Raw genomic sequence first — 17,029 nt, forward strand, 5'->3', positions numbered from 1 at the left:
GGAGAGACCAGAGTGACGCTGCCCGCGGCACGCGCCGCTGCACCGGCCGCGAAGGAAAGCGGAGACGGCGCCGGAGAGCAAGGCGACGAGGGCAGCGCCGGCAACCAACCCGCCGGACTCGCCCCCGTCTCCAGGAAATTCCTCGCCAAGGCCACGCTTGTCACGGCCGTCCTCTCGGTCGCGGGCGCTCTGCTCGGGCTGGTCCGGGACCAGTCGCTGGCCCGGCTGTTCGGGGCCGGCAGTGACACGGACGCCTTCCTGGTCGCGTGGACCGTGCCGGAGTTCGCGGCGACGCTCCTCATCGAGGACGGGCTGGCCTTCGTCCTGATCCCGGCGTTCAGCATGGCGCTGGCCCGGCGCGCCCACGGTGCACCGGGCGATCCGGTGCGGGCGCTGGTCGCCTCGACGCTGCCCCGGCTGGCGCTGGCCTTCGCGGCGGTCGGCGCGCTGCTGATCGCCACCGCCCCCTACCTGGTCGAGGCACTCGCCCCCGGCCTGCCCGACCCGTCGCTCGCCATCGACTGCACCCGCCTCACCGCGACCTGCGTCCTCAGCTTCGGGCTCGCCGGATACTGCAGCGCGGCCCTGCGCGCGCACCGGCGTTTCCTGGCGCCGGCGGCGATCTACGTGGCCTACAACACCGGCATCATCACGGCGATGTTCGTGCTGGGCGGACGCTGGGGGGTGCGCTCGGCGGCGGTCGGGGTGGCGGTGGGCGGCGCCTTGATGGTTGTCACCCAACTGCCTTCTGTTCTACGGCAGTTGCGTCGGCGCCGGTCTGCCGTGCCGGACGAGATCGTGCTGGAGGAGACGTCCGGGGCGCCGATGGCGTTCGCGCTCGTCGCGCCCGTGCTGCTCTTCGCACTGACCCGGCAGTCACAGGTGCTCATCGAGCGTTTCCTCGCCTCCACGCTCCCCGCCGGGGCCATCTCGCACCTGAACTACGCGCAGAAGGTGGCGCAGATCCCGATGACGCTGTCGCTGATGCTGTGCACGGTCACCTTCCCGGTGGTCGCGCAGGCCATCGCGGAGGGCGACACCGAGCGGGCCCGCAGCCGGGTGGAGCGGGACATCGCGCTGGCCGCCTGGGTGGTGCTGCTCGGTGCGGCCTCGGTGGTCGCCTGTGCGCCGCAGGTCATCGAACTCCTCTTCCAGCGGGGCGCGTTCACCGCCCGGGACACCGAGGCGACGGCCACCGTGATGCGTGTGTACGCGGTCGGGCTGCTCGGGCACACCCTGGTCGGCGCGCTCGTCCGCTCGTACTTCTCCTCGAACCGGCCGACCTGGTATCCGCTGGCCGCGATGGCCGTGGGCATCGCCGCGACCTCGTGGATCGGCGCGTGGACGGTCGGTCCGTGGGGGGTGTGCGGGATCGCCGCCGCCAACGCCGCCGGGATCACCCTGTCGGCCGCCCTGCTGCTGTACGGGATGGGCCCGCGCAGTGTGCCCATCCGGAAGCGCCAGGTGCTGGCCGAGCTGAGCAAGCCGGTGCGCGCGGCCGTGTGCGCCACGGCCGCGGGGGCGTTCGTGACCAGCCGGATCGACGGGCCTCTGGCGGGACTCGCCGCCGGTACGGCGACCGTCACCGTCGTCTACTTCCTGCTCGGCCGGCTCATGCGGGCCCAGGCCGTGCAGAGCTTCGTCCTCGCACTCCGTTCCGTACGCTCCATGACCCGAAGGCTTCCGCATGCCCGCAAGCGCACCCGCTCCCATGCCCGCCCCCGTACCCGCCGCCGCGACCGGGTCCGCTGACCGTGACCGAAGAGCCGCCCGTGCGGGTTCCGTGCCCTGGGTGGCGATGTACCACTCGGTGGGCGACTGCTCGGACGACCCGTACCGCGTCACGGTCACGCCCGAGCGCCTCGACGCCCAACTGCGCTGGCTGGACCGGCGCGGGCTGCGGGGCGTGGGTGTGGCCGAGCTGCTCGCCGCCCGTTCCCGGGGCGAGGGGCGCGGGCTCGTCGGGCTCACCTTCGACGACGGGTACGCCGACTTCCTGACCGACGCCCTTCCGGTGCTGGAGCGTTGGAAGTGCGGCGCGACCCTGTTCGTCCTGCCGGGACGGCTCGGCGGGGAGAACGTCTGGGATCCGCTGGGCCCGCGCAAGCCACTGCTCACGGCGGAGGGCATCCGCGCCGTAGCCGGGGCTGGTGTCGAGATCGGGTCGCACGGGCTCACGCATGTCGACCTGACGAAGGCGGACGACGAGCTGCTGCACGCCGAGGTCGCCGAAAGCAGAGCGCTGCTCGCCGAGTTGAGCGGTGCTCCGGTCCAGGGGTTCTGCTATCCGTACGGGACCGTCGACCGGCGGGCGGCCGATGCCGTGAAGGCGGCCGGTTACGGATACGGCTGCGCGATCGACCCGGGCCCGCTCAACGGCGTCCATGTCCTCCCCCGCGTCCACATCGGCGAGAACGACACCTCCGTACGCCTCCATCTCAAGTACCGGCTGCACCGGCTTCGGCGCCGACCGGTCGAGGGGGCGTGACGGCGGTGAAGGCCCTGCACATCATCACCGGCCTCGGTGTCGGCGGCGCCGAGCAGCAACTCCGGCTGCTGCTGCGGCACTTGCCGGTCGACTGCGATGTCGTGACGCTCACCAACCCGGGCTCGGTCGCCGACGGTCTGGTCGCCGACGGAGTCCGGGTCGTCCACCTCGGCATGGCCGGCAACCGCGACCTCGCCGCCCTGCCCCGACTGGTCGACGTCATCCGCTCGGGCGGCTACGACCTCGTGCACACGCACCTCTACCGGGCCTGCGTGTACGGCAGGATCGCCGCGCGGCTCGCGGGCGTACGGGCGATCGTCGCCACCGAACACTCCCTCGGCGACTCACAGATGGAGGGGCGGCGGCTGACCGCCGGGGTCCGCGCGCTGTACCTCGCGAGCGAACGGCTCGGCCGCAGCACCGTCGCCGTGTCCCCCACGGTCGCCGAGCGGCTCCGCCGCTGGGGTGTGCCCGCGCCCCGGATCGAGGTCGTCCCCAACGGCATCGACCTGACCCGCTTCCGCTTCGACCCGGTCGCCCGCCGGCACACCCGCGAGCGCCTCGGGCTGCCCGAGGGGGCGTACGTCGTCGGCGGCGTCGGGCGGCTCGCACCGGGCAAGCGCTTCGCCGACCTCATCGAAGCTCTGGCCCAACTCCCCTCCGACTACTGGCTGTTGCTCGTCGGCGGCGGCCCCGAGGAACACGTCCTGCGGCGCACCGCGAGCGAGGCGGGCGTGGCCGACCGGGTGCTGTTCACCGGCGAACGGCCCTACGTACCGGACGGCACCCCCGGCCCCGACCTGCCCTCCCTCACCTCCGCGATGGACCTGCTCGCCTCCCCCTGCCCGGAGGAGGCCTTCGGTCTCGCGGTCGTGGAGGCACTGGCCGCCGGGCTGCCCGTCCGGTACGTCTCCTGCCCGGCGATCGAGGACCTGCCCCCGGAGGCCGCCGAGGGCGCCCGGCGCATCCCCGGGGGCGCGGACTCCTTCGCGCGCGCCCTCGCCGAGGCCCGCGCGCTGGGCCCACGGGACCGCACGGCCCCCGCCGCCGCCCACCACTACGACATCACGCGCAGCGCCGCCCAGCTCATGGACGTGTACGCGGCGACCACCCCTGCCATGAACCCGACCCCGCCCACATCCCCATCCCCGTCTCCGTCTTCGTCACCCCAGGGAGCCCCATCCTCATGACCGAGAACGCCAGCAGAGTCCCCCGCCTCACTCCCTTCACCCGTACCCGCGTCCTGCCCGCGTGGTACCTCCTCGCCGCGAGCACCGTGCTCGGCGGCCTCCTCGGCGGCGCCTACGGCACCTTCAAGGCGCCCACCTACACGGCCACGAGCTACGTCGTCGCCGTACCGACCGAGAAGTCCGACCCGGCGTCCGCGCTCGGTTTCGCGCAGGCGTACGGGCGGGTCGCCACGCAGCTCGCGGTGCTCGGGGACGCCCAGGCGTGGGCGGGCGTACCGATGTCGACGCTGCGCAAGAGCGTGCAGACGGCGACCTCGCCGGACGCGCCCATGGTCGCCGTCTCGGCCACCTCCGCGCGCCCCGACCTCGCCGCCGACATGGCCAACGCCGTGGCCCGCTCCCTCACCCGGCACGCGAACGACACCAAGGAGTCCACCCACGTGGAGCTGCTCCAGTTCTCGCGCGCGGCCAAGCCGGCCGAGCCGTCCTCGGCCCCGGCCGCGGTGACCGGGCTGGTCGGCGCGAGCGCGGGCGGGCTGCTCGGCGGGCTGGTGCTGCTGGTGCGGCCCCGACGGCGTACCGAGGAACCGGCGCTCGCGGCCTCCGTACCGGGCCCGGCCGTCGCCGCCGACGCACATGGCCAGCTGTGACGGCCACGATCACGGGCGCCCTGCGCACCGAAGTCGTCAGCGACGAGGCCGCCTTCGCCGAACTGGCTCCGGCCTGGGGCCGGTTGTACCGGCGATGCGGCGCGGCGACCCCGTTCCAGAGCCATGCCTGGCTGCACTCGTGGTGGCTGTCCTACGGCGTCCCGGGCCGGCTGCGGGTCGTCGTCGTCCGCGATCCGGAGGGCGAACTCCTGGCCGCCGCCCCGCTGATGCGCGTACACCGCCCGCTGCCCGCCCTAGTGCCGCTCGGCGGGGCGATCTCCGACTACGGTGACGTGCTCCTCGACGACGACACGGCCGACGAGGCCGCCGCCGCCCTCGCCGAGGGCCTCTCCGACGCCGCGCGCACCGCGCTGATCGACCTGCGCGAGGTCCGCCCCGGCGGCGCCGCCGAACGCGTGTACGAGCGCTGGCGCGGTCCGCGCCGCCAGGTCAGGGACTCCGTGTGCCTGGAGCTGCCCGCCGTGTCGATGGACGGTCTGGTCTCCCGGCTCCCCGCCGCCAAGGCCCAGCGGGTCCGCGCCAAGCTGCGCAAGCTGACCGCGCTCGGCGTAGAGCGGCGCGTCGTCGGCCCCGACGAGGTCGACGCGGCCCTGGCCCGCCTCCTCGAACTGCACCAACTCCAGTGGCAGGGAAGGAAGGTGACGTCGGAACATCTCCAGCCCCGGTTCCGTGAGCACCTCGCCCGGTCGGTCGGGCCGATGGTGCGCTCCGGGGACGCCGTGGTCACCGAGTTCCGCCTCGACGACAGCGTGGTCGCCGTCGATCTGACGCTGCTGTCGGGACGCCTCGCGGGCGGCTATCTGTACGGCGCCCATCCGGGCCTGCGGAAACGGAAGGCGGACGTCGCCGTGATGCTCCTCGACGCCTGCGCCCAGCACACCGGGGCGGGCGGGCACAGCACGCTGAGCCTGCTCCGCGGCGACGAGCCGTACAAGCACCACTGGCGCCCCGAACCCGTCGTCAACAAAAGGCTGTTGCTGGCCCGGCGGCTGACGGCACCGCTGATGTCGGCGGTCGTGTGCGATGTCGCCGCCCGCAGCCGGGGCAAGGAACTCCTGCGCCGGCTGCGGGAACGCGGCGGAAGCGGAAGCGGCAACGGCGGCGGAGGGGAAACCGGAAACGGTGGCGGCGGATCGTGAACGACCCGCCGCCACCGGGCGGTCACCTGTTGCGCGACCACCAGTCGAACCTCAGGCACAGCTTCCCGCCCATCCAGTACTCCACCCAGTCGCCCAGATCCAGCGGCGAGCAGTTGGGCGGCGGCAGCGGCGCCGGCGGGGTGACCGGATCCGTGGGCTTCGGCGGCTCGGGGGTCGGTACCGGCGTCGGGACCGGCGGCACCGGGGTCGGCACGGTCGGCTCGGTGTCCTTACGGCCCGTCAGGATCTGGCGGTACACCTCGGACGCCTTCGGATTGCTGCCGCACTGCCACACGCCGTGCGGGCAGTAGTCGGTCAGCGTGTTGTACAGCGGCTTGTGCTCGTCCATCCACGCGAGCATGCGCCGCATGTACTCCGGATTGTCGCCGTTGCGGAACAGTCCCCATTCCGGATAGGAAATGGGCTTTCCGTGCGCCTTGGCGAAATCCACATGCGCCTGAAGTCCGTAGGGCTCACTCACCTGCTCGTCGAATGAGAGTCCCCGGGGCTGGTCATAGGCGTCCATGCCGATGATGTCGACCGTGTCGTCCCCCGGATAGCACTGCGGCCACGGAATGGCGTCCTTGCCCCGGGTCGGATTGAAATCGAACCGGAATTTCTGGCCCGGCACCGCCCGCATGGTGGTGACGATCCTGTTCCAGTACCTCTTCCAGGCCTCCGGGTCCGGCCCGCAGCGATGGGTGTACGTGATGCCGTTCATTTCCCAGCCGAGCACGATGACCGTGTCCGGAATGTTCAGCGCGACCAGCCGCTCGGCCAGGGCGCGGAAGTGGTGATCGTAGAGACCGGCCGCGCCGCGCCGCAGCTGCACCTGGACCTGACGGTCGGAGACGCCCTCCTCGTTGCGCTCCAGCATGGGCACGTTGAGGACGAACAGCCGGTCCTCCTCGGCCCGCCGCCAGTCCGCCCACACGTCGAGGAAGCCGGGCAGCCCTTCGATGTTGCTCCACCGGTCGCCCGGCAGATAGGTGTGGCCGACCTTGAGATCGGCATCGCCCAGCCAGCGGCTGAGCTCGGCGATCCTGGCCGTGCCCCGTTCACCGTCGTAGTCGACGTACGCGCCGAAAGCGGGGAGCTTGGGCGGCTCCGGTGGCTCGGGGGGTTCCGGCGGCTCGACCTTGGGCGGCTCGGGAGCCACCGGGGGTTCGGGGGTCACGGGCGCGACCGGTGCCACGATCCCGGTGGGCGGGGTCGGCTGCGTGACCGTGACCGTGTCCGGTACGGGGACGGGAGGATCGGCCACCCCCGCGCCCACGGCGTGTCCCGGCCCAGTCGCCAGGACGGCCGACGCGGCGACCACGGCCGCCAGGAACGCCAGCCGTCCGGTGCGGGCCCGTCGCTTCTGTGGGGCCATGCCTGCTCCTTCCTCCACGCGCGTACTCCCTGTTCTCACACTGCGTGTTTTCGCACTGCCTGTTCTCGTCCTGCCTTTTCACCTACTGACACTCAGTCATATGAGTATGAATTCCGCCACCGCGCTTGAGACTTTCGAGTGTTCCGCTCGCCCGCACGAGTGAACCGACCCGAAGGAAACCCGAAAACACATGTCCGTGTCGCTGCTCGACACCCGCGTCCCCGCCGTCCTCGTGCGGACCGACCGGAATCCCTTTCACCACGGAACACTGGGCGCCGTACGCTCACTCGGCCGGGCGGGCGTCGACGTACACCTGATCGCCGACGTCGACGGAAGTCCCGTACGCAGATCCCGTTTCGTACGACAATTGCATCCGCCGCCGCTGCCCGGCGCCGCCTCCGCCGACATCGCCCACGCCCTGCTGCGGGTGGCCTCGCAGATCGCGCGGCCCGCCGTGCTGATCCCGCTCGACGACGCGAGCGCCGTCGCGGTGGGCCGGGCCCGGGCCGAGCTGGCGCCCGCCTTTCTGCTACCGCAGCAGCCCGGCCCGCTGGCCGAACGGGTGGCCGACAAAGCCGAACTGGCCGCCGTGTGTGCGGCCGTGGGCGTGCCTCACCCCCTGACACTCATCCCGGACAGCGCGACCGAGGCCGCCGCCGTGGCCTGGCACCTCGGGCTGCCGGCCGTGGCGAAGTGGAGCCGGCCCTGGCTGCTCCCGGCCGACAGCGACCTGCGCAGCACGGTCGTCGTGCGCTCGGCGCGGCAGGCCCGGGAGCTGTACCTGCGTACGGAGGAGGCGGGCAGCCGGCTGCTCCTCCAGGCGTTCCTGCCGCCGGGACCCGACCTCGACTGGTTCTGCCACGGGTACGTCGACCGCACCGGGACCGTGCGCGGCGGCGGCCCCGGCCGCAAGCTGCACGCCTGGCCGCGCGGCGCCGGACTCACGGCGGTGGGCCACTGGACCCCGAACGCGTCGGTGTGGGCGCTCTCCGAACGCGTCGTCGGTGAACTGGGCTACCGGGGCATCTTCGACCTCGACTTCCGGCGCTGCGCCACCACCGGCGACTACCACCTGCTCGACTTCAATCCGCGCCCCGGCGCCCAGTTCCGGCTCTTCACCGACACGGCCGGGCTGGACGTCGTACGCGCCCAGCACCTCGACCTGACCCACCGTCCGCTGCCCGAGGGGGCGCCCCGGCCCGGGCGGGCGTTCGTGGTCGAGAACTACGCGCCGCTCAGCGCGCTGCGTCCGGCGCCGGCCGGCCGCGAACTGGCCTGGCACGCCCCGGACGACCTCGCGCCCGGCTGGGCGATGTGGGCCCTGTGGGCCCGGCACGCCGCCCGCCGCCTGCCGACCCGGCTGCGCCGGCTGTGCGAACGGCCCGGACCGGACGACACCCAGGCCCGCGTGGTCCGGCAGGCGGTGGCCGACACGCCACAGCCACTGACCGCGGGCTCCCTTGCCGACGACGAGAAAGCGAACAGCTACTGATGTACGACCTGCTGGTGGTGGGCGCGGGACCCTACGGCCTGTCCATCGCCTCCCACGCCGCCGGCGCCGGGCTCCGGCTGCGCGTCCTCGGCCGGCCCATGGCTTCCTGGCGCGACAACATGCCCCGGGGCATGTTCCTGAAGTCGGAGCCGTGGGCGTCGAACCTGTCCGACCCCGACGACCGCTGGCGCCTGGACACGTACTGCGCCGGTCAGGGCGTCGAGGCGCGGCACGGGCAGCCGATCCCGCTGGAGATGTTCGCCTCGTACGGGCAGTGGTTCGCCCGCAACGCCGTGCCCGGGGTCGACGAACGGACGGTGACCCGGGTGGCGCCCGTGCCCGGGGGCTTCGAGGCGGTGACGGAGGACGGCGAGACCGTGCGTGCCCGGACCGTCGCCCTCGCCGTCGGTGTGCTCCCCTTCGCCGAGATCCCCGCCGCTCTGCGCGGTCTCGGCCCCGACCTGGTCTCGCACAGCAGCCATCACGGCGACCTCGACCGCTTCCGCGGCCGGGACGTCACGGTGATCGGCGGCGGCCAGGCAGCCCTGGAGACGGCCGCCCTGCTCGCCGAACAGGGCTCCCGCGTACGGGTGTTGGCCCGCGTCGACCGGCTGAGCTGGAACGACGTACCGGCGCCGTGGGAGCGTCCCTGGTGGCTCTCGGCCCGCGCCCCGCACAGCGGCCTGGGCTGCGGCTGGCGCAACTGGTTCTACGCGGAACGCCCCGGCCTCTTCCACCGCCTCCCGGAACCGACCCGCGCCCGGATCGCCGCCACGGCCCTCGGCCCGGCGGGCGCCTGGTGGGTACGCGACCGGGTCGAACCGGCGGTCGAGGTGCTCCTCGGTCAAGAGGTGTCACGGGCACAGGAGTTGACGGGCGCCGGCGGCGGCGTACGGCTGGACACGGTGACCCGGTCGGGCGAGCGGCGCTCCCTGGAGACCGAACACGTCATCGCGGCAACGGGGTTCAGTGCGACCTGCGACAGGCTGGGCCTGCTGGACCCCCGACTCGGCGCCGGGCTGGGCGCGTTGGCGGACGGTTCCCCTGCGGTCGGACGGCACTTCGAGTCCTCGTACCCCGGCCTGTTCCTGGCGGGCCTGGTGACGGCGTCCGGCTTCGGCCCGGCGATGCGCTTCGTGCACGGCGCGACCTTCACCGCGGAGACGCTCGTACGAGGGGTTCGGCGCCGGCTGCGGACAGGGGCCCGGCCTGGCGGGCGGCGCGACAGTGCCGGGGCAGGGGCGGCGCGAGGGGGTGCGGTCCGCGTCCGCGGGGTAGGCGGTTCGTCTGCTGCGGGCCCGGTGGGGGCTGGTCGCGCCCACGCGGCGGAGCCGCATATCGATACAGCCTCGCGCCCCTGAATGAGCCACGCGCCCCCTGCAGGGCGCGTGGCTCATCCGGTTGCCCGGGGCCCTACCCGTGGCGCCTCACTCGTGGGCGCCGGGCTGGCCCCGCCTGCCCCGTCGGTACAGGACGACGCCACCGGCGATCATCACGACGCTGACGGCCGAGGCCGCGATCAACTCCTCACGACTGCCGGTCGGCGGCAGGTGGGGCGGCTTCGTCGGCGGCACGGTGGGAGGCGTCGTCGTCGGCGGGCCCGTGGGGGGCTTGGTCGGAGGCGTCGTGGGGGGCTTGGTCGGAGGCGTCGTGGGGGGCTTGGTGGGCGGCGTCGTCGGCGGCTTCGTGGGGGGCTTCGTCGGCGGCTTCGTCGGCGGCTTCGTCGGAGGCGTCGTCGGCGGCGTCGTCGGCGGCTTCGTCGGAGGCGTCGTCGGCGGCTTCGTCGGCGGCTTCGTCGGCGGCTTCGTCGGCGGCTTCGTCGGCGGCTTCGTCGGCGGCTTCGTGGGGGGCTTCGTGGGCGGCTTCGTGGGCGGCGTCGTCGGAGGCTTTGTCGGCGGCGTCGTCGGCGGCTTCGTCGGCGGCTTCGTCGGCGGCTTCGTCGGAGGCTTCGTCGGCGGCTTCGTCGGAGGCTTCGTCGGAGGCTTCGTGGGGGGCTTCGTGGGCGGCGTCGTCGGAGGCTTGGTCGGCGGCGTCGTCGGCGGCTTCGTCGGCGGCTTCGTCGGCGGAGTGTCGCCGTAGCCGTTGTCGTGACCGTGACCGTGACCATTCCCCTGGCCGTGGCCCGGGCCGTTGCCGTTGCCGTTGCCGTAGCCGGGGTCGTCGTGCGGGGCTCCGTGTGCGGACGGGCCCTTGACGGCCCTGCCCGCGTCCGCGTCGGCCAGGGCGGAAATGCCGTAGAGGGACAAGAGGCTCGTCGCGGCGGCCGCCACGACCATCCCCCTGCTCAGACTCTGTCGCATTCTGATTATCTTCCTGCTGGGAGAGGTGAGAAAAAGCCGGCCTTGGCACCGAAAGGCTCTCCAAGACCGGCCCAGACACCGCCGAACGGCTGGTGCTACGACGTCAGTCGTTGACGCAGGTGTTGCCGAACGCCGGGTTCAGCAGCGCGATGACGTTGATCGAGTTGCCGCACACGTTGACGGGAATGTGGACGGGCACCTGGATCACGTTGCCGGAGAGCACACCCGGGGAGTTGGCGGCGAAGCCCTCCGCCTCGGCGTCGGCGAAGGCCGGGGCGGCCATTCCGAGCGCCATGATGGCGCCCGCGATGACAGCAACGCTCTTCTTCATGAGGTTTCCCTTCTCTGCGGTCATGCCCCTATGTCGGCCGAAGACCGAGCGAGCACAGCATGAACGGCTCGCACCATGACCGGCAGTTCTAAAACGAGGGATAGACAGCCGAAGAAACTACGGAACGTGGTCCCACGGTTAATTCACTCGAACGCCCCGAAGCAGCAGAAAACACAGTCCACACGAAAGGCTGAAGGAAATCGGGGAGATGGCAAAGCGCGGACAGCCCCCGCACCGTGTGCAGAGGCTGTCCGAGCTGCGTTTATGGGCGACCGGACGACTGTTGACGAACGGTCAGCAGACGGCGCCAGATCAGCTGTTGCCGACACCGTTCCCGGACAGGACCGGAATGTCACTGAGAACGCCGGCCAGCGGCTCGTCACCCTTGGCCTGCGTCGAGTTCTCGGCGCACTGCTGGTTCTGCGGGGCGGACAGGATCGGAATGTCCTGGAGGGCGACCGGCACGACTCCCACGACGGAGCCCACGTTGCCCTTGACGGGCAGACCGACACAGAGCTTGTTCAGGGTGCCCTGTGCCAGGCTCATCTGAGGGCTCATGTCCCCCTTGGTCAGGGAGTTGCCGAACTTCGAGACCGCGCCGTTCCCGCTGACGGACGTGGTGCCGCCGTCGTCCGCTGTGGCAAGCGCCTGAGTGGCGGTCGCCGCCGAGACTCCGACGACAGATGCGGCTACCGCCGCCGCGGCCATTGCCTTCTTCAGCATTTCGCTTTCCTTTCCTGGCAGAGACACATGTTCCTGCTCTCGCATCAACCGGATGGACGGGGATTGGTTTCGCCGCTTCACCCGATTGGCCCGTTCAGGACTCGGAAATTCATGGAAACGCCCGGTTCACAGACCCCTCGCGAACGCCCCTCGCCATGGGCCATCAGAGTGAATCGCAGCAACTATGCGCGCCGGAGACAGTTGATCAGAGCGGCTCCGGTGGACGGGGTTTCTTCCGAAGGGACTAGCAAGTGATCAAGAAGGTTATGGCTGCCGCGGCGGTCGCCGCTTCCGTCGTCGGTGTCTCCGCTGCGGTGGCGGCCCCGGCAATGGCGATCGCGAACGACGGTGGCACGACGTCCACCAGTGGCAACGGCGCCATCCAGAAGTACGGCAACTCGGCCACGTACGGCAACATGAGCCCCCAGATGGCGCTCATCCAGGGCTCGCTCAATAAGCCCTGCATCGGTCTGCCGGCCAAGCTCAACGTCGGTTCTGTCGTCGGCGTCGTGCCGGTCGCCCTCCAGGACATCCCGGTCCTGTCGGCCCCGCAGAACCAGCAGTGTGTCGAGAACTCGACGCAGGCCAAGGGCGACGAGCCCCTGTCGCACATCCTCAGCGACATCCCGGTCCTGTCCGGCAACGGCGTCGGCAACAACTGACCGTCAGCACCAGTACCACCGGCGACAACTGAGCCGGGCGTACGTATGGGCTCTCTTCGAGCCTTCACCAGCGGGCCGTCGAACTCTCGGCGGCCCGCTGGCCTACGTTGCGTCCCGTGACGACGAGACACCCTTTGTTCCGGTTTTCCCGTCCTGCCCGCCTATCCCGGCTGTGCGGGATCGCGATGCTGTGCGCCGCGACCGCGATCGGCTGCGGCACACCCCAGGCGCCGCCGCTGAAACCCGCGGGCGGCGCCACCCCCGCCAAGGCCACCGACATCCTGCTGCTGGGCACGGACGGCCGCGGCACCATCACCGAGAAGGAGCGCCGTAAGTTCCACGCGGGCGGCTTCGCCTGCAACTGCGCGGACGTGATGATGCTCGTCCACGTGTCCGCGGCGCGCGACCGTGTCAGCGTGATCGGCCTGCCGCGCGACTCCCTCGCCACGATTCCGGCGTACAAACCCACATCCTCCGCGAAACAGCGCCCCGCGCATCCCGCCAAGCTCAACGGCGCGTACGCGGAGGGCGGCGCCCCGCTCCTGGAGCGGACGGTGGAGGCGGCGACCGGGGTGAGTGTCGAGCAGTATCTGCAGATCGACTTCCGGCGGTTCATCGACGCGGTCGACCAGGTCGGCGGGGTCGAGGTGTGCACGAAACGGCGCCTCAAGGACTCCAAGACCAAGCTGGACCTGGCGCCGGGACGGCATCTGCTCAAGGGCGGCCAGTCCTTGCAGTACGTCCGTTCGCGGCACGTCGACAACAGCGCCGACCTGGGACGGATCCAGCGGCAGCAGCGGTTCCTGGTCGCGGCGCTGGAGCAGCTGACCGCCCGGAAGGTGCTCACCGACCCGGTGGCCATGGGCCGGGTGGCCCGGACGCTGCTCGGTCCGGCCAAGGTCCAGCAGGGCTTCGGGAAGGACGGCGCGAAGGCGCTGGTCACGCTCGCCGCGGCGCTGAGCAAGGTGCCGGCCACGCGGACCGAGTTCGCCACCGTGCCGATCGCCGGGTTCAACCCCCCGATGAAGGACGTCGGTTCGACGCTGCGCTGGGACGCCGCGAAGGCGAAGGCGATGTTCACCAAGATGCGCGAGGACCGGCCCCTGATCGCGGCCGGTACGGATCCCAAGCCCGGCGATCCGCCGGTGTTCGGGAAGGACATGCCGGTGCGCGGGAACCGGCTGGCGTGCCCCTGAGCAGGGTGGCCGGGCGGGCCGGCAAGCGGCCTCGTTTCCCCCGTACGGCCGCTCGTACACCTCACCCGCTGGGCCAAATGGGGCAATCACCGCAACCCCGGCCGGGGTTGGGCCGTTGTTGATCACGCAGCTCCTCACCGGAGTCCGCATTTCGAAGGGAATGAACATGAAGAAGCTGTGGGCTTCCGCGGCCATCGCCGCCTCCGTCGCCGGTATCTCGGCGACGGCAGCACCCCAGGCCTTGGCGATCGCCAACGACGGTGGCACCACCTCCGTCAGCGGTAACGGCGCCGAGCAGGAGTTCGGCAACTCGGCCACGTTCGGTGACATGAGCCCGCAGCTCTCGCTGGTCCAGGGTTCGCTGAACAAGCCGTGTGTCGGCCTCCCGGCCAAGCTCAACGTCGGTTCCGTCGTCGGCGTCGTGCCGGTCGCCCTCCAGGACATCCCGATCCTGTCGGCCCCGCAGAACCAGCAGTGTGTCGAGAACTCGACGCAGGCCAAGGGCGACGAGCCCCTGTCGCACATCCTCAGCGACATCCCCGTGCTGTCCGGCAACGGCGCCGGCAACAGCTGAGCCTCCCCGCTCGGTTGCGGCGGCGGGTCACCGGTTCTCCGGTGGCCCGCCGTTCGGCGTTTGTGGCACCGACTCGGGCTCACCTGACGTCGGGCTGACTTGCTGTCCAGCTCACCTGCTGTACAGCGCCTCGATATCGGCGGCGAACGCCTCCCGTACCGCGTGGCGTTTGACCTTGAGGGACGGGGTGAGCAGGCCGTTGTCCTCGGTGAACTCGCCCTCGACCAGGGTGAAGGCGCGGATCGACTCGGCCCGGGAGACCGCCGCGTTGGCATGGTCCACGGCCCGCTGGACGTCGGCGCGCATCCGGGGGTCGCCGATCACCTCGGACATCGGGGTGTCGGCAGGCATCCCCCGGACGGTGAGCCAGTGGGCGACGGAGTCGGGGGCGAGGGTGATCAGGGCGGCGACGAAGGGGCGGTTGTCGCCGACGACCATGCACTGGGCGACCGGCGCACGACTGCGCAGCCGGTCCTCCAGGACGGCCGGGGCGACGTTCTTGCCGCCGGAGGTGACGATGATGTCCTTCTTGCGGCCGGTGATGGTGAGGTAGCCGTCGTCGTCGAGGGCACCGAGGTCGCCGGTCGCGAACCAGCCGTCGCTCAGGACGGCGTCCGTCGCCGCCGGGTTGTTCCAGTAGGCGCCGAAGACGACCGCCCCCTTGAGGAGGACCTCGCCGTCGTCGGCGATCCGAACGGCGGTGCCGGGGACGAGGAGGCCGACCGTGCCGGGTCGGGGTGCCAGGGGCGGGACGAGGGTGGCGGCGGAGGTCGTCTCGGTCAGGCCGTAGCCCTCGTAGACAATGATTCCGGCAGCGTAGAAGAAGAGGCTGAGGTCGCGGTCGAGCGGGGAGCCGCCGCTGATGGCGTAGTGCATACGCCCGCCCAACTCGTTGCGGATACGGCGGTACACCAGCAGGTCGTACAGGGCCCAGGCGGCGTAGAGGGCGGGGCCGGGGCCCTTGCCGGTGCCGGTGTTGAGGAACTTCTCCAGGTACGCCTTCGCGAAGCGGACACCGATGCCGTGCGCGCGGTCGAAGGAGGCGGCGCGGCCCATCTTCTCGGCGGTCGCGCGGCCGGCGGCGTGGATCCGCTCGAAGAGGTACGGGACGCCGACCAGGAAGGTCGGCTTGAACTCCTTCAGCATCGGGCGGAGTTCGTCGGGCTTGATGCTGGGGAAGTGGCCGATCTCGATGCGGGCCATCAGACAGCCGATCTGAAGGGCCCGGCCCATGATGTGGGCGAGGGGGAGGAAGAGGAGGGTCGAGGCGGTCTGGCCGGTGACCTCCTTGAAGATCGGGTGCAGCAGTTCGACGACGTTGGCGGCCTCGGCGTGCAGGTTCGCGTGGGTGAGGACGCAGCCCTTCGGTCGGCCGGTGGTGCCGGAGGTGTAGCAGATCGTCGCGGTGGTGTCGGGGGTCAGGGCCGCGCGCCGCTTGGTCACCTCCTCGTCCGACACCTCCCGCCCCAGGGTGGTGAGTTCGGCCATCGCGTCCTCGTCCAGGGTGAGTACGCGCGGGGGTTCGGGGTGGGTGGCCGTGCCGGTGATGACGGTGGCCGTGTTGTCCGGCGTCTCCGTGACGACCAGGTGGACCCCCGAGTCCCGGACGATCCAGTCCACTTGAGCTGCGGACGAGGTGGCGTAGACGGGGACGGTCTGGCCGCCGGCCGCCCAGATCGCGAAGTCCAGGACCGTCCACTCGTAGCGGGTTCGGGACATCACCGCGACCCGGCCGCCCGGTTCGAGACCGGCGGCTATCAACCCCTTCGCGGTGGCGGTGACTTCGGCCGCGAAGGCGGCGGCGGTGATCGGGCGCCAGGTGCCGTCGTCCGTACGGCGGCGCAGGATCACCGCGTCGGGGGCCTCGGCCGCGTTGGTGTAGGGCAGGTCAGCGGTGCTGCCCGTGGTGGGGACCGCCACGATGGGGACGGCGCGGGCCTCGCGGACGGTGCCGGTCGTCTCGTCGCGGATCAGCTCGACGCGGTGGCGGGCCGCCAGATCGGTGTGCCGCTTCGCCTGCTTCAGATCCCTGCGTACGCCCATGACGCTCGCTCCCGGTGGCTGGTTCCGCTCCTGATCCCGGGCCAAATTACCGGCGCGTAGCGGAAGTTCAATGGGTCGCGCAGAAGCGGATCATTCGGGGCGGATATTTTGTCGCCGGGCGCGGGGCTTCGGTCCGGCGTCGGCTCGACCTCCCCCCACCGAAAGGAACCCCGTGCGGTCTGTTCTTGTCGCCGTGTGCGTGTCGGCTGTCCTGGCCGTCGTCTCCGGAGCGGCGCCCGCTGTGGCTGACACCTCGACTCCGGTACGGGCAAGCGCCGTTGCCTCCTCCCCCACGTCCTCCCTCACTTCGCTGACTTCCCTGACTTCGCTGACCGACCTGTTCTCCGAGCGGCTGCTGGTGGCCGACAAGGTCGCCGCCGCCAAGTACGGCACCGACAAGCCGATCGACGACCCGGTGCGCGAGCAGCAGATCCTGGCCGACGTCTCCGCGCGGGCCGTCGGGCTCGGCCTCGATCCGGAGGCGGTGGCTGCCGTGTTCCGGGACCAGATCGAGGCGAACAAGTTGGTCCAGCGTGGGCTGTACGCCCGTTGGGACGCGCATCCCGAGCTACGGCCCACCGAGCGGCCCGATCTGGTCAAGGAGGTTCGGCCGATCCTGGATCGGATCACCACTGAGGTGCTGGACGCGTTGAAGGAGACGGAGGGGGTTCGGGCGGGGGACTTGTGCGAGGTGCGGCTTGTGCTTGCTGCGGGGCGCTCCGCTTGGGGTTACCGGTTGGATAGGCTGCATGTGGAGGGCCTTGGGAGGGCGGTTCCGTCTGTGTGCGGTTAGCGGCCTTGGGTTGTTTGTCGGCCGCAGGCCGGTGGGGGCTGGTCGCGCAGTT

General features: G+C 71.5%; 17 protein-coding genes. 12 read left to right on the plus strand and 5 right to left on the minus strand.

Features of this window, described 5'->3' with window-relative positions; translation table 11 throughout:
• Nucleotides 1-12: 12 nt before the first annotated feature.
• From G3I56_RS02200 to G3I56_RS02220, 5 genes are read left to right on the plus strand one after another with little or no spacing between them, the layout of a single operon-like run.
• Complete coding sequence (locus G3I56_RS02200; protein ID WP_164406808.1) at nucleotides 13-1,752, plus strand: lipid II flippase MurJ; 1,740 nt, start codon at nucleotides 13-15, stop codon at nucleotides 1,750-1,752.
• Complete coding sequence (locus tag G3I56_RS02205; protein ID WP_164406809.1) at nucleotides 1,712-2,488, plus strand: polysaccharide deacetylase family protein; 777 nt, start codon at nucleotides 1,712-1,714, stop codon at nucleotides 2,486-2,488. Before G3I56_RS02200 ends, G3I56_RS02205 begins: the two co-directional genes overlap by 41 nt.
• A 5-nt stretch (nucleotides 2,489-2,493) precedes the next feature.
• Nucleotides 2,494-3,678, plus strand: a complete 1,185-nt coding sequence (locus G3I56_RS02210) for a glycosyltransferase (protein ID WP_164407227.1) — start codon at nucleotides 2,494-2,496, stop codon at nucleotides 3,676-3,678.
• Nucleotides 3,675-4,328 carry a lipopolysaccharide biosynthesis protein gene (locus tag G3I56_RS02215; protein ID WP_164406810.1) on the plus strand — a complete coding sequence of 218 codons (654 nt, stop codon included), beginning with the start codon at nucleotides 3,675-3,677 and terminating at the stop codon, nucleotides 4,326-4,328. The genes G3I56_RS02210 and G3I56_RS02215 overlap by 4 nt, the downstream gene beginning before the upstream one ends.
• On the plus strand, nucleotides 4,325-5,488 hold the full coding sequence (locus G3I56_RS02220) for a GNAT family N-acetyltransferase (RefSeq protein ID WP_343239836.1): 1,164 nt from the start codon (nucleotides 4,325-4,327) through the stop codon (nucleotides 5,486-5,488). The genes G3I56_RS02215 and G3I56_RS02220 overlap by 4 nt, the downstream gene beginning before the upstream one ends.
• Nucleotides 5,489-5,510: 22 nt before the next feature.
• Here the strand turns inward: G3I56_RS02220 and G3I56_RS02225 are convergent, their stop codons facing one another.
• Nucleotides 5,511-6,863, minus strand: coding sequence for a glycosyl hydrolase (locus tag G3I56_RS02225; RefSeq protein ID WP_203688940.1), 1,353 nt, complete (start codon nucleotides 6,861-6,863; stop codon nucleotides 5,511-5,513).
• 190 nt (nucleotides 6,864-7,053) lie between these two features.
• On the opposite strand from G3I56_RS02225, the gene G3I56_RS02230 reads away from it, so the two are divergent.
• Both G3I56_RS02230 and G3I56_RS02235 read left to right on the plus strand, forming a co-directional pair.
• Nucleotides 7,054-8,355, plus strand: a complete 1,302-nt coding sequence (locus tag G3I56_RS02230) for an ATP-grasp domain-containing protein (RefSeq protein ID WP_164406811.1) — start codon at nucleotides 7,054-7,056, stop codon at nucleotides 8,353-8,355.
• Nucleotides 8,355-9,716: an NAD(P)-binding domain-containing protein gene (locus tag G3I56_RS02235; protein ID WP_164406812.1), complete on the plus strand. Its 1,362-nt coding sequence runs from the start codon at nucleotides 8,355-8,357 to the stop codon at nucleotides 9,714-9,716. Before G3I56_RS02230 ends, G3I56_RS02235 begins: the two co-directional genes overlap by 1 nt.
• A 66-nt stretch (nucleotides 9,717-9,782) precedes the next feature.
• Here G3I56_RS02235 and G3I56_RS43525 read toward each other — a convergent pair whose 3' ends face one another.
• Nucleotides 9,783-9,929: a hypothetical protein gene (locus G3I56_RS43525; protein WP_164406813.1), complete on the minus strand. Its 147-nt coding sequence runs from the start codon at nucleotides 9,927-9,929 to the stop codon at nucleotides 9,783-9,785.
• Nucleotides 9,930-10,005: 76 nt separating this feature from the next.
• Here G3I56_RS43525 and G3I56_RS43530 point away from each other — a divergent pair, with 76 nt between their 5' ends.
• Nucleotides 10,006-10,434 carry a hypothetical protein gene (locus G3I56_RS43530; RefSeq protein ID WP_164406814.1) on the plus strand — a complete coding sequence of 143 codons (429 nt, stop codon included), beginning with the start codon at nucleotides 10,006-10,008 and terminating at the stop codon, nucleotides 10,432-10,434.
• Nucleotides 10,435-10,758: 324 nt separating this feature from the next.
• Here G3I56_RS43530 and chpD read toward each other — a convergent pair whose 3' ends face one another.
• Both chpD and G3I56_RS02255 read right to left on the minus strand, forming a co-directional pair.
• On the minus strand, nucleotides 10,759-10,986 hold the full coding sequence (gene chpD, locus G3I56_RS02250) for a chaplin ChpD (RefSeq protein ID WP_006377744.1): 228 nt from the start codon (nucleotides 10,984-10,986) through the stop codon (nucleotides 10,759-10,761).
• Between the two features lie 312 nt (nucleotides 10,987-11,298).
• Nucleotides 11,299-11,709, minus strand: coding sequence for a rodlin (locus tag G3I56_RS02255; RefSeq protein ID WP_164406815.1), 411 nt, complete (start codon nucleotides 11,707-11,709; stop codon nucleotides 11,299-11,301).
• Nucleotides 11,710-11,960: 251 nt separating this feature from the next.
• Here G3I56_RS02255 and G3I56_RS02260 point away from each other — a divergent pair, with 251 nt between their 5' ends.
• From G3I56_RS02260 to G3I56_RS02270, 3 genes are all read left to right on the plus strand, one after another.
• The gene (locus G3I56_RS02260) at nucleotides 11,961-12,371 is read left to right on the plus strand and encodes a rodlin (protein ID WP_164313048.1); all 411 of its coding nucleotides are present in this window, start codon (nucleotides 11,961-11,963) and stop codon (nucleotides 12,369-12,371) included.
• A gap of 116 nt (nucleotides 12,372-12,487) precedes the next feature.
• Nucleotides 12,488-13,567, plus strand: a complete 1,080-nt coding sequence (locus G3I56_RS02265) for an LCP family protein (RefSeq protein WP_343239837.1) — start codon at nucleotides 12,488-12,490, stop codon at nucleotides 13,565-13,567.
• A gap of 166 nt (nucleotides 13,568-13,733) precedes the next feature.
• Nucleotides 13,734-14,141: a rodlin gene (locus tag G3I56_RS02270; RefSeq protein WP_164406816.1), complete on the plus strand. Its 408-nt coding sequence runs from the start codon at nucleotides 13,734-13,736 to the stop codon at nucleotides 14,139-14,141.
• 111 nt (nucleotides 14,142-14,252) lie between these two features.
• Here G3I56_RS02270 and G3I56_RS02275 read toward each other — a convergent pair whose 3' ends face one another.
• Nucleotides 14,253-16,184 (minus strand): AMP-dependent synthetase/ligase, encoded by a 1,932-nt coding sequence (locus G3I56_RS02275; protein ID WP_164406817.1) that lies wholly within the window; start codon nucleotides 16,182-16,184, stop codon nucleotides 14,253-14,255.
• A 172-nt stretch (nucleotides 16,185-16,356) separates the two neighbouring features.
• Between G3I56_RS02275 and G3I56_RS02280 the strand changes: the two genes are divergently transcribed.
• The gene (locus G3I56_RS02280; protein ID WP_164406819.1) at nucleotides 16,357-16,977 is read left to right on the plus strand and encodes a chorismate mutase; all 621 of its coding nucleotides are present in this window, start codon (nucleotides 16,357-16,359) and stop codon (nucleotides 16,975-16,977) included.
• Nucleotides 16,978-17,029 lie beyond the last annotated feature (52 nt).

Origin of the sequence: Streptomyces sp. SID12488 (assembly GCF_010548275.1) — a bacterium.
Taxonomy (GTDB): domain Bacteria; phylum Actinomycetota; class Actinomycetes; order Streptomycetales; family Streptomycetaceae; genus Streptomyces.

Coding starts and splice junctions, on each gene's coding strand:
- G3I56_RS02205 (WP_164406809.1), top strand. CDS start 1,712: ATGCCCGCCCCCGTACCCGCCGCCGCGACCGGGTCCGCTGACCGTGAC.
- G3I56_RS02215 (WP_164406810.1), top strand. CDS start 3,675: ATGACCGAGAACGCCAGCAGAGTCCCCCGCCTCACTCCCTTCACCCGT.
- G3I56_RS02225 (WP_203688940.1), bottom strand. CDS start 6,863: ATGGCCCCACAGAAGCGACGGGCCCGCACCGGACGGCTGGCGTTCCTG.
- G3I56_RS02230 (WP_164406811.1), top strand. CDS start 7,054: ATGTCCGTGTCGCTGCTCGACACCCGCGTCCCCGCCGTCCTCGTGCGG.
- G3I56_RS02235 (WP_164406812.1), top strand. CDS start 8,355: ATGTACGACCTGCTGGTGGTGGGCGCGGGACCCTACGGCCTGTCCATC.
- chpD (WP_006377744.1), bottom strand. CDS start 10,986: ATGAAGAAGAGCGTTGCTGTCATCGCGGGCGCCATCATGGCGCTCGGA.
- G3I56_RS02255 (WP_164406815.1), bottom strand. CDS start 11,709: ATGCTGAAGAAGGCAATGGCCGCGGCGGCGGTAGCCGCATCTGTCGTC.
- G3I56_RS02270 (WP_164406816.1), top strand. CDS start 13,734: ATGAAGAAGCTGTGGGCTTCCGCGGCCATCGCCGCCTCCGTCGCCGGT.
- G3I56_RS02275 (WP_164406817.1), bottom strand. CDS start 16,184: ATGGGCGTACGCAGGGATCTGAAGCAGGCGAAGCGGCACACCGATCTG.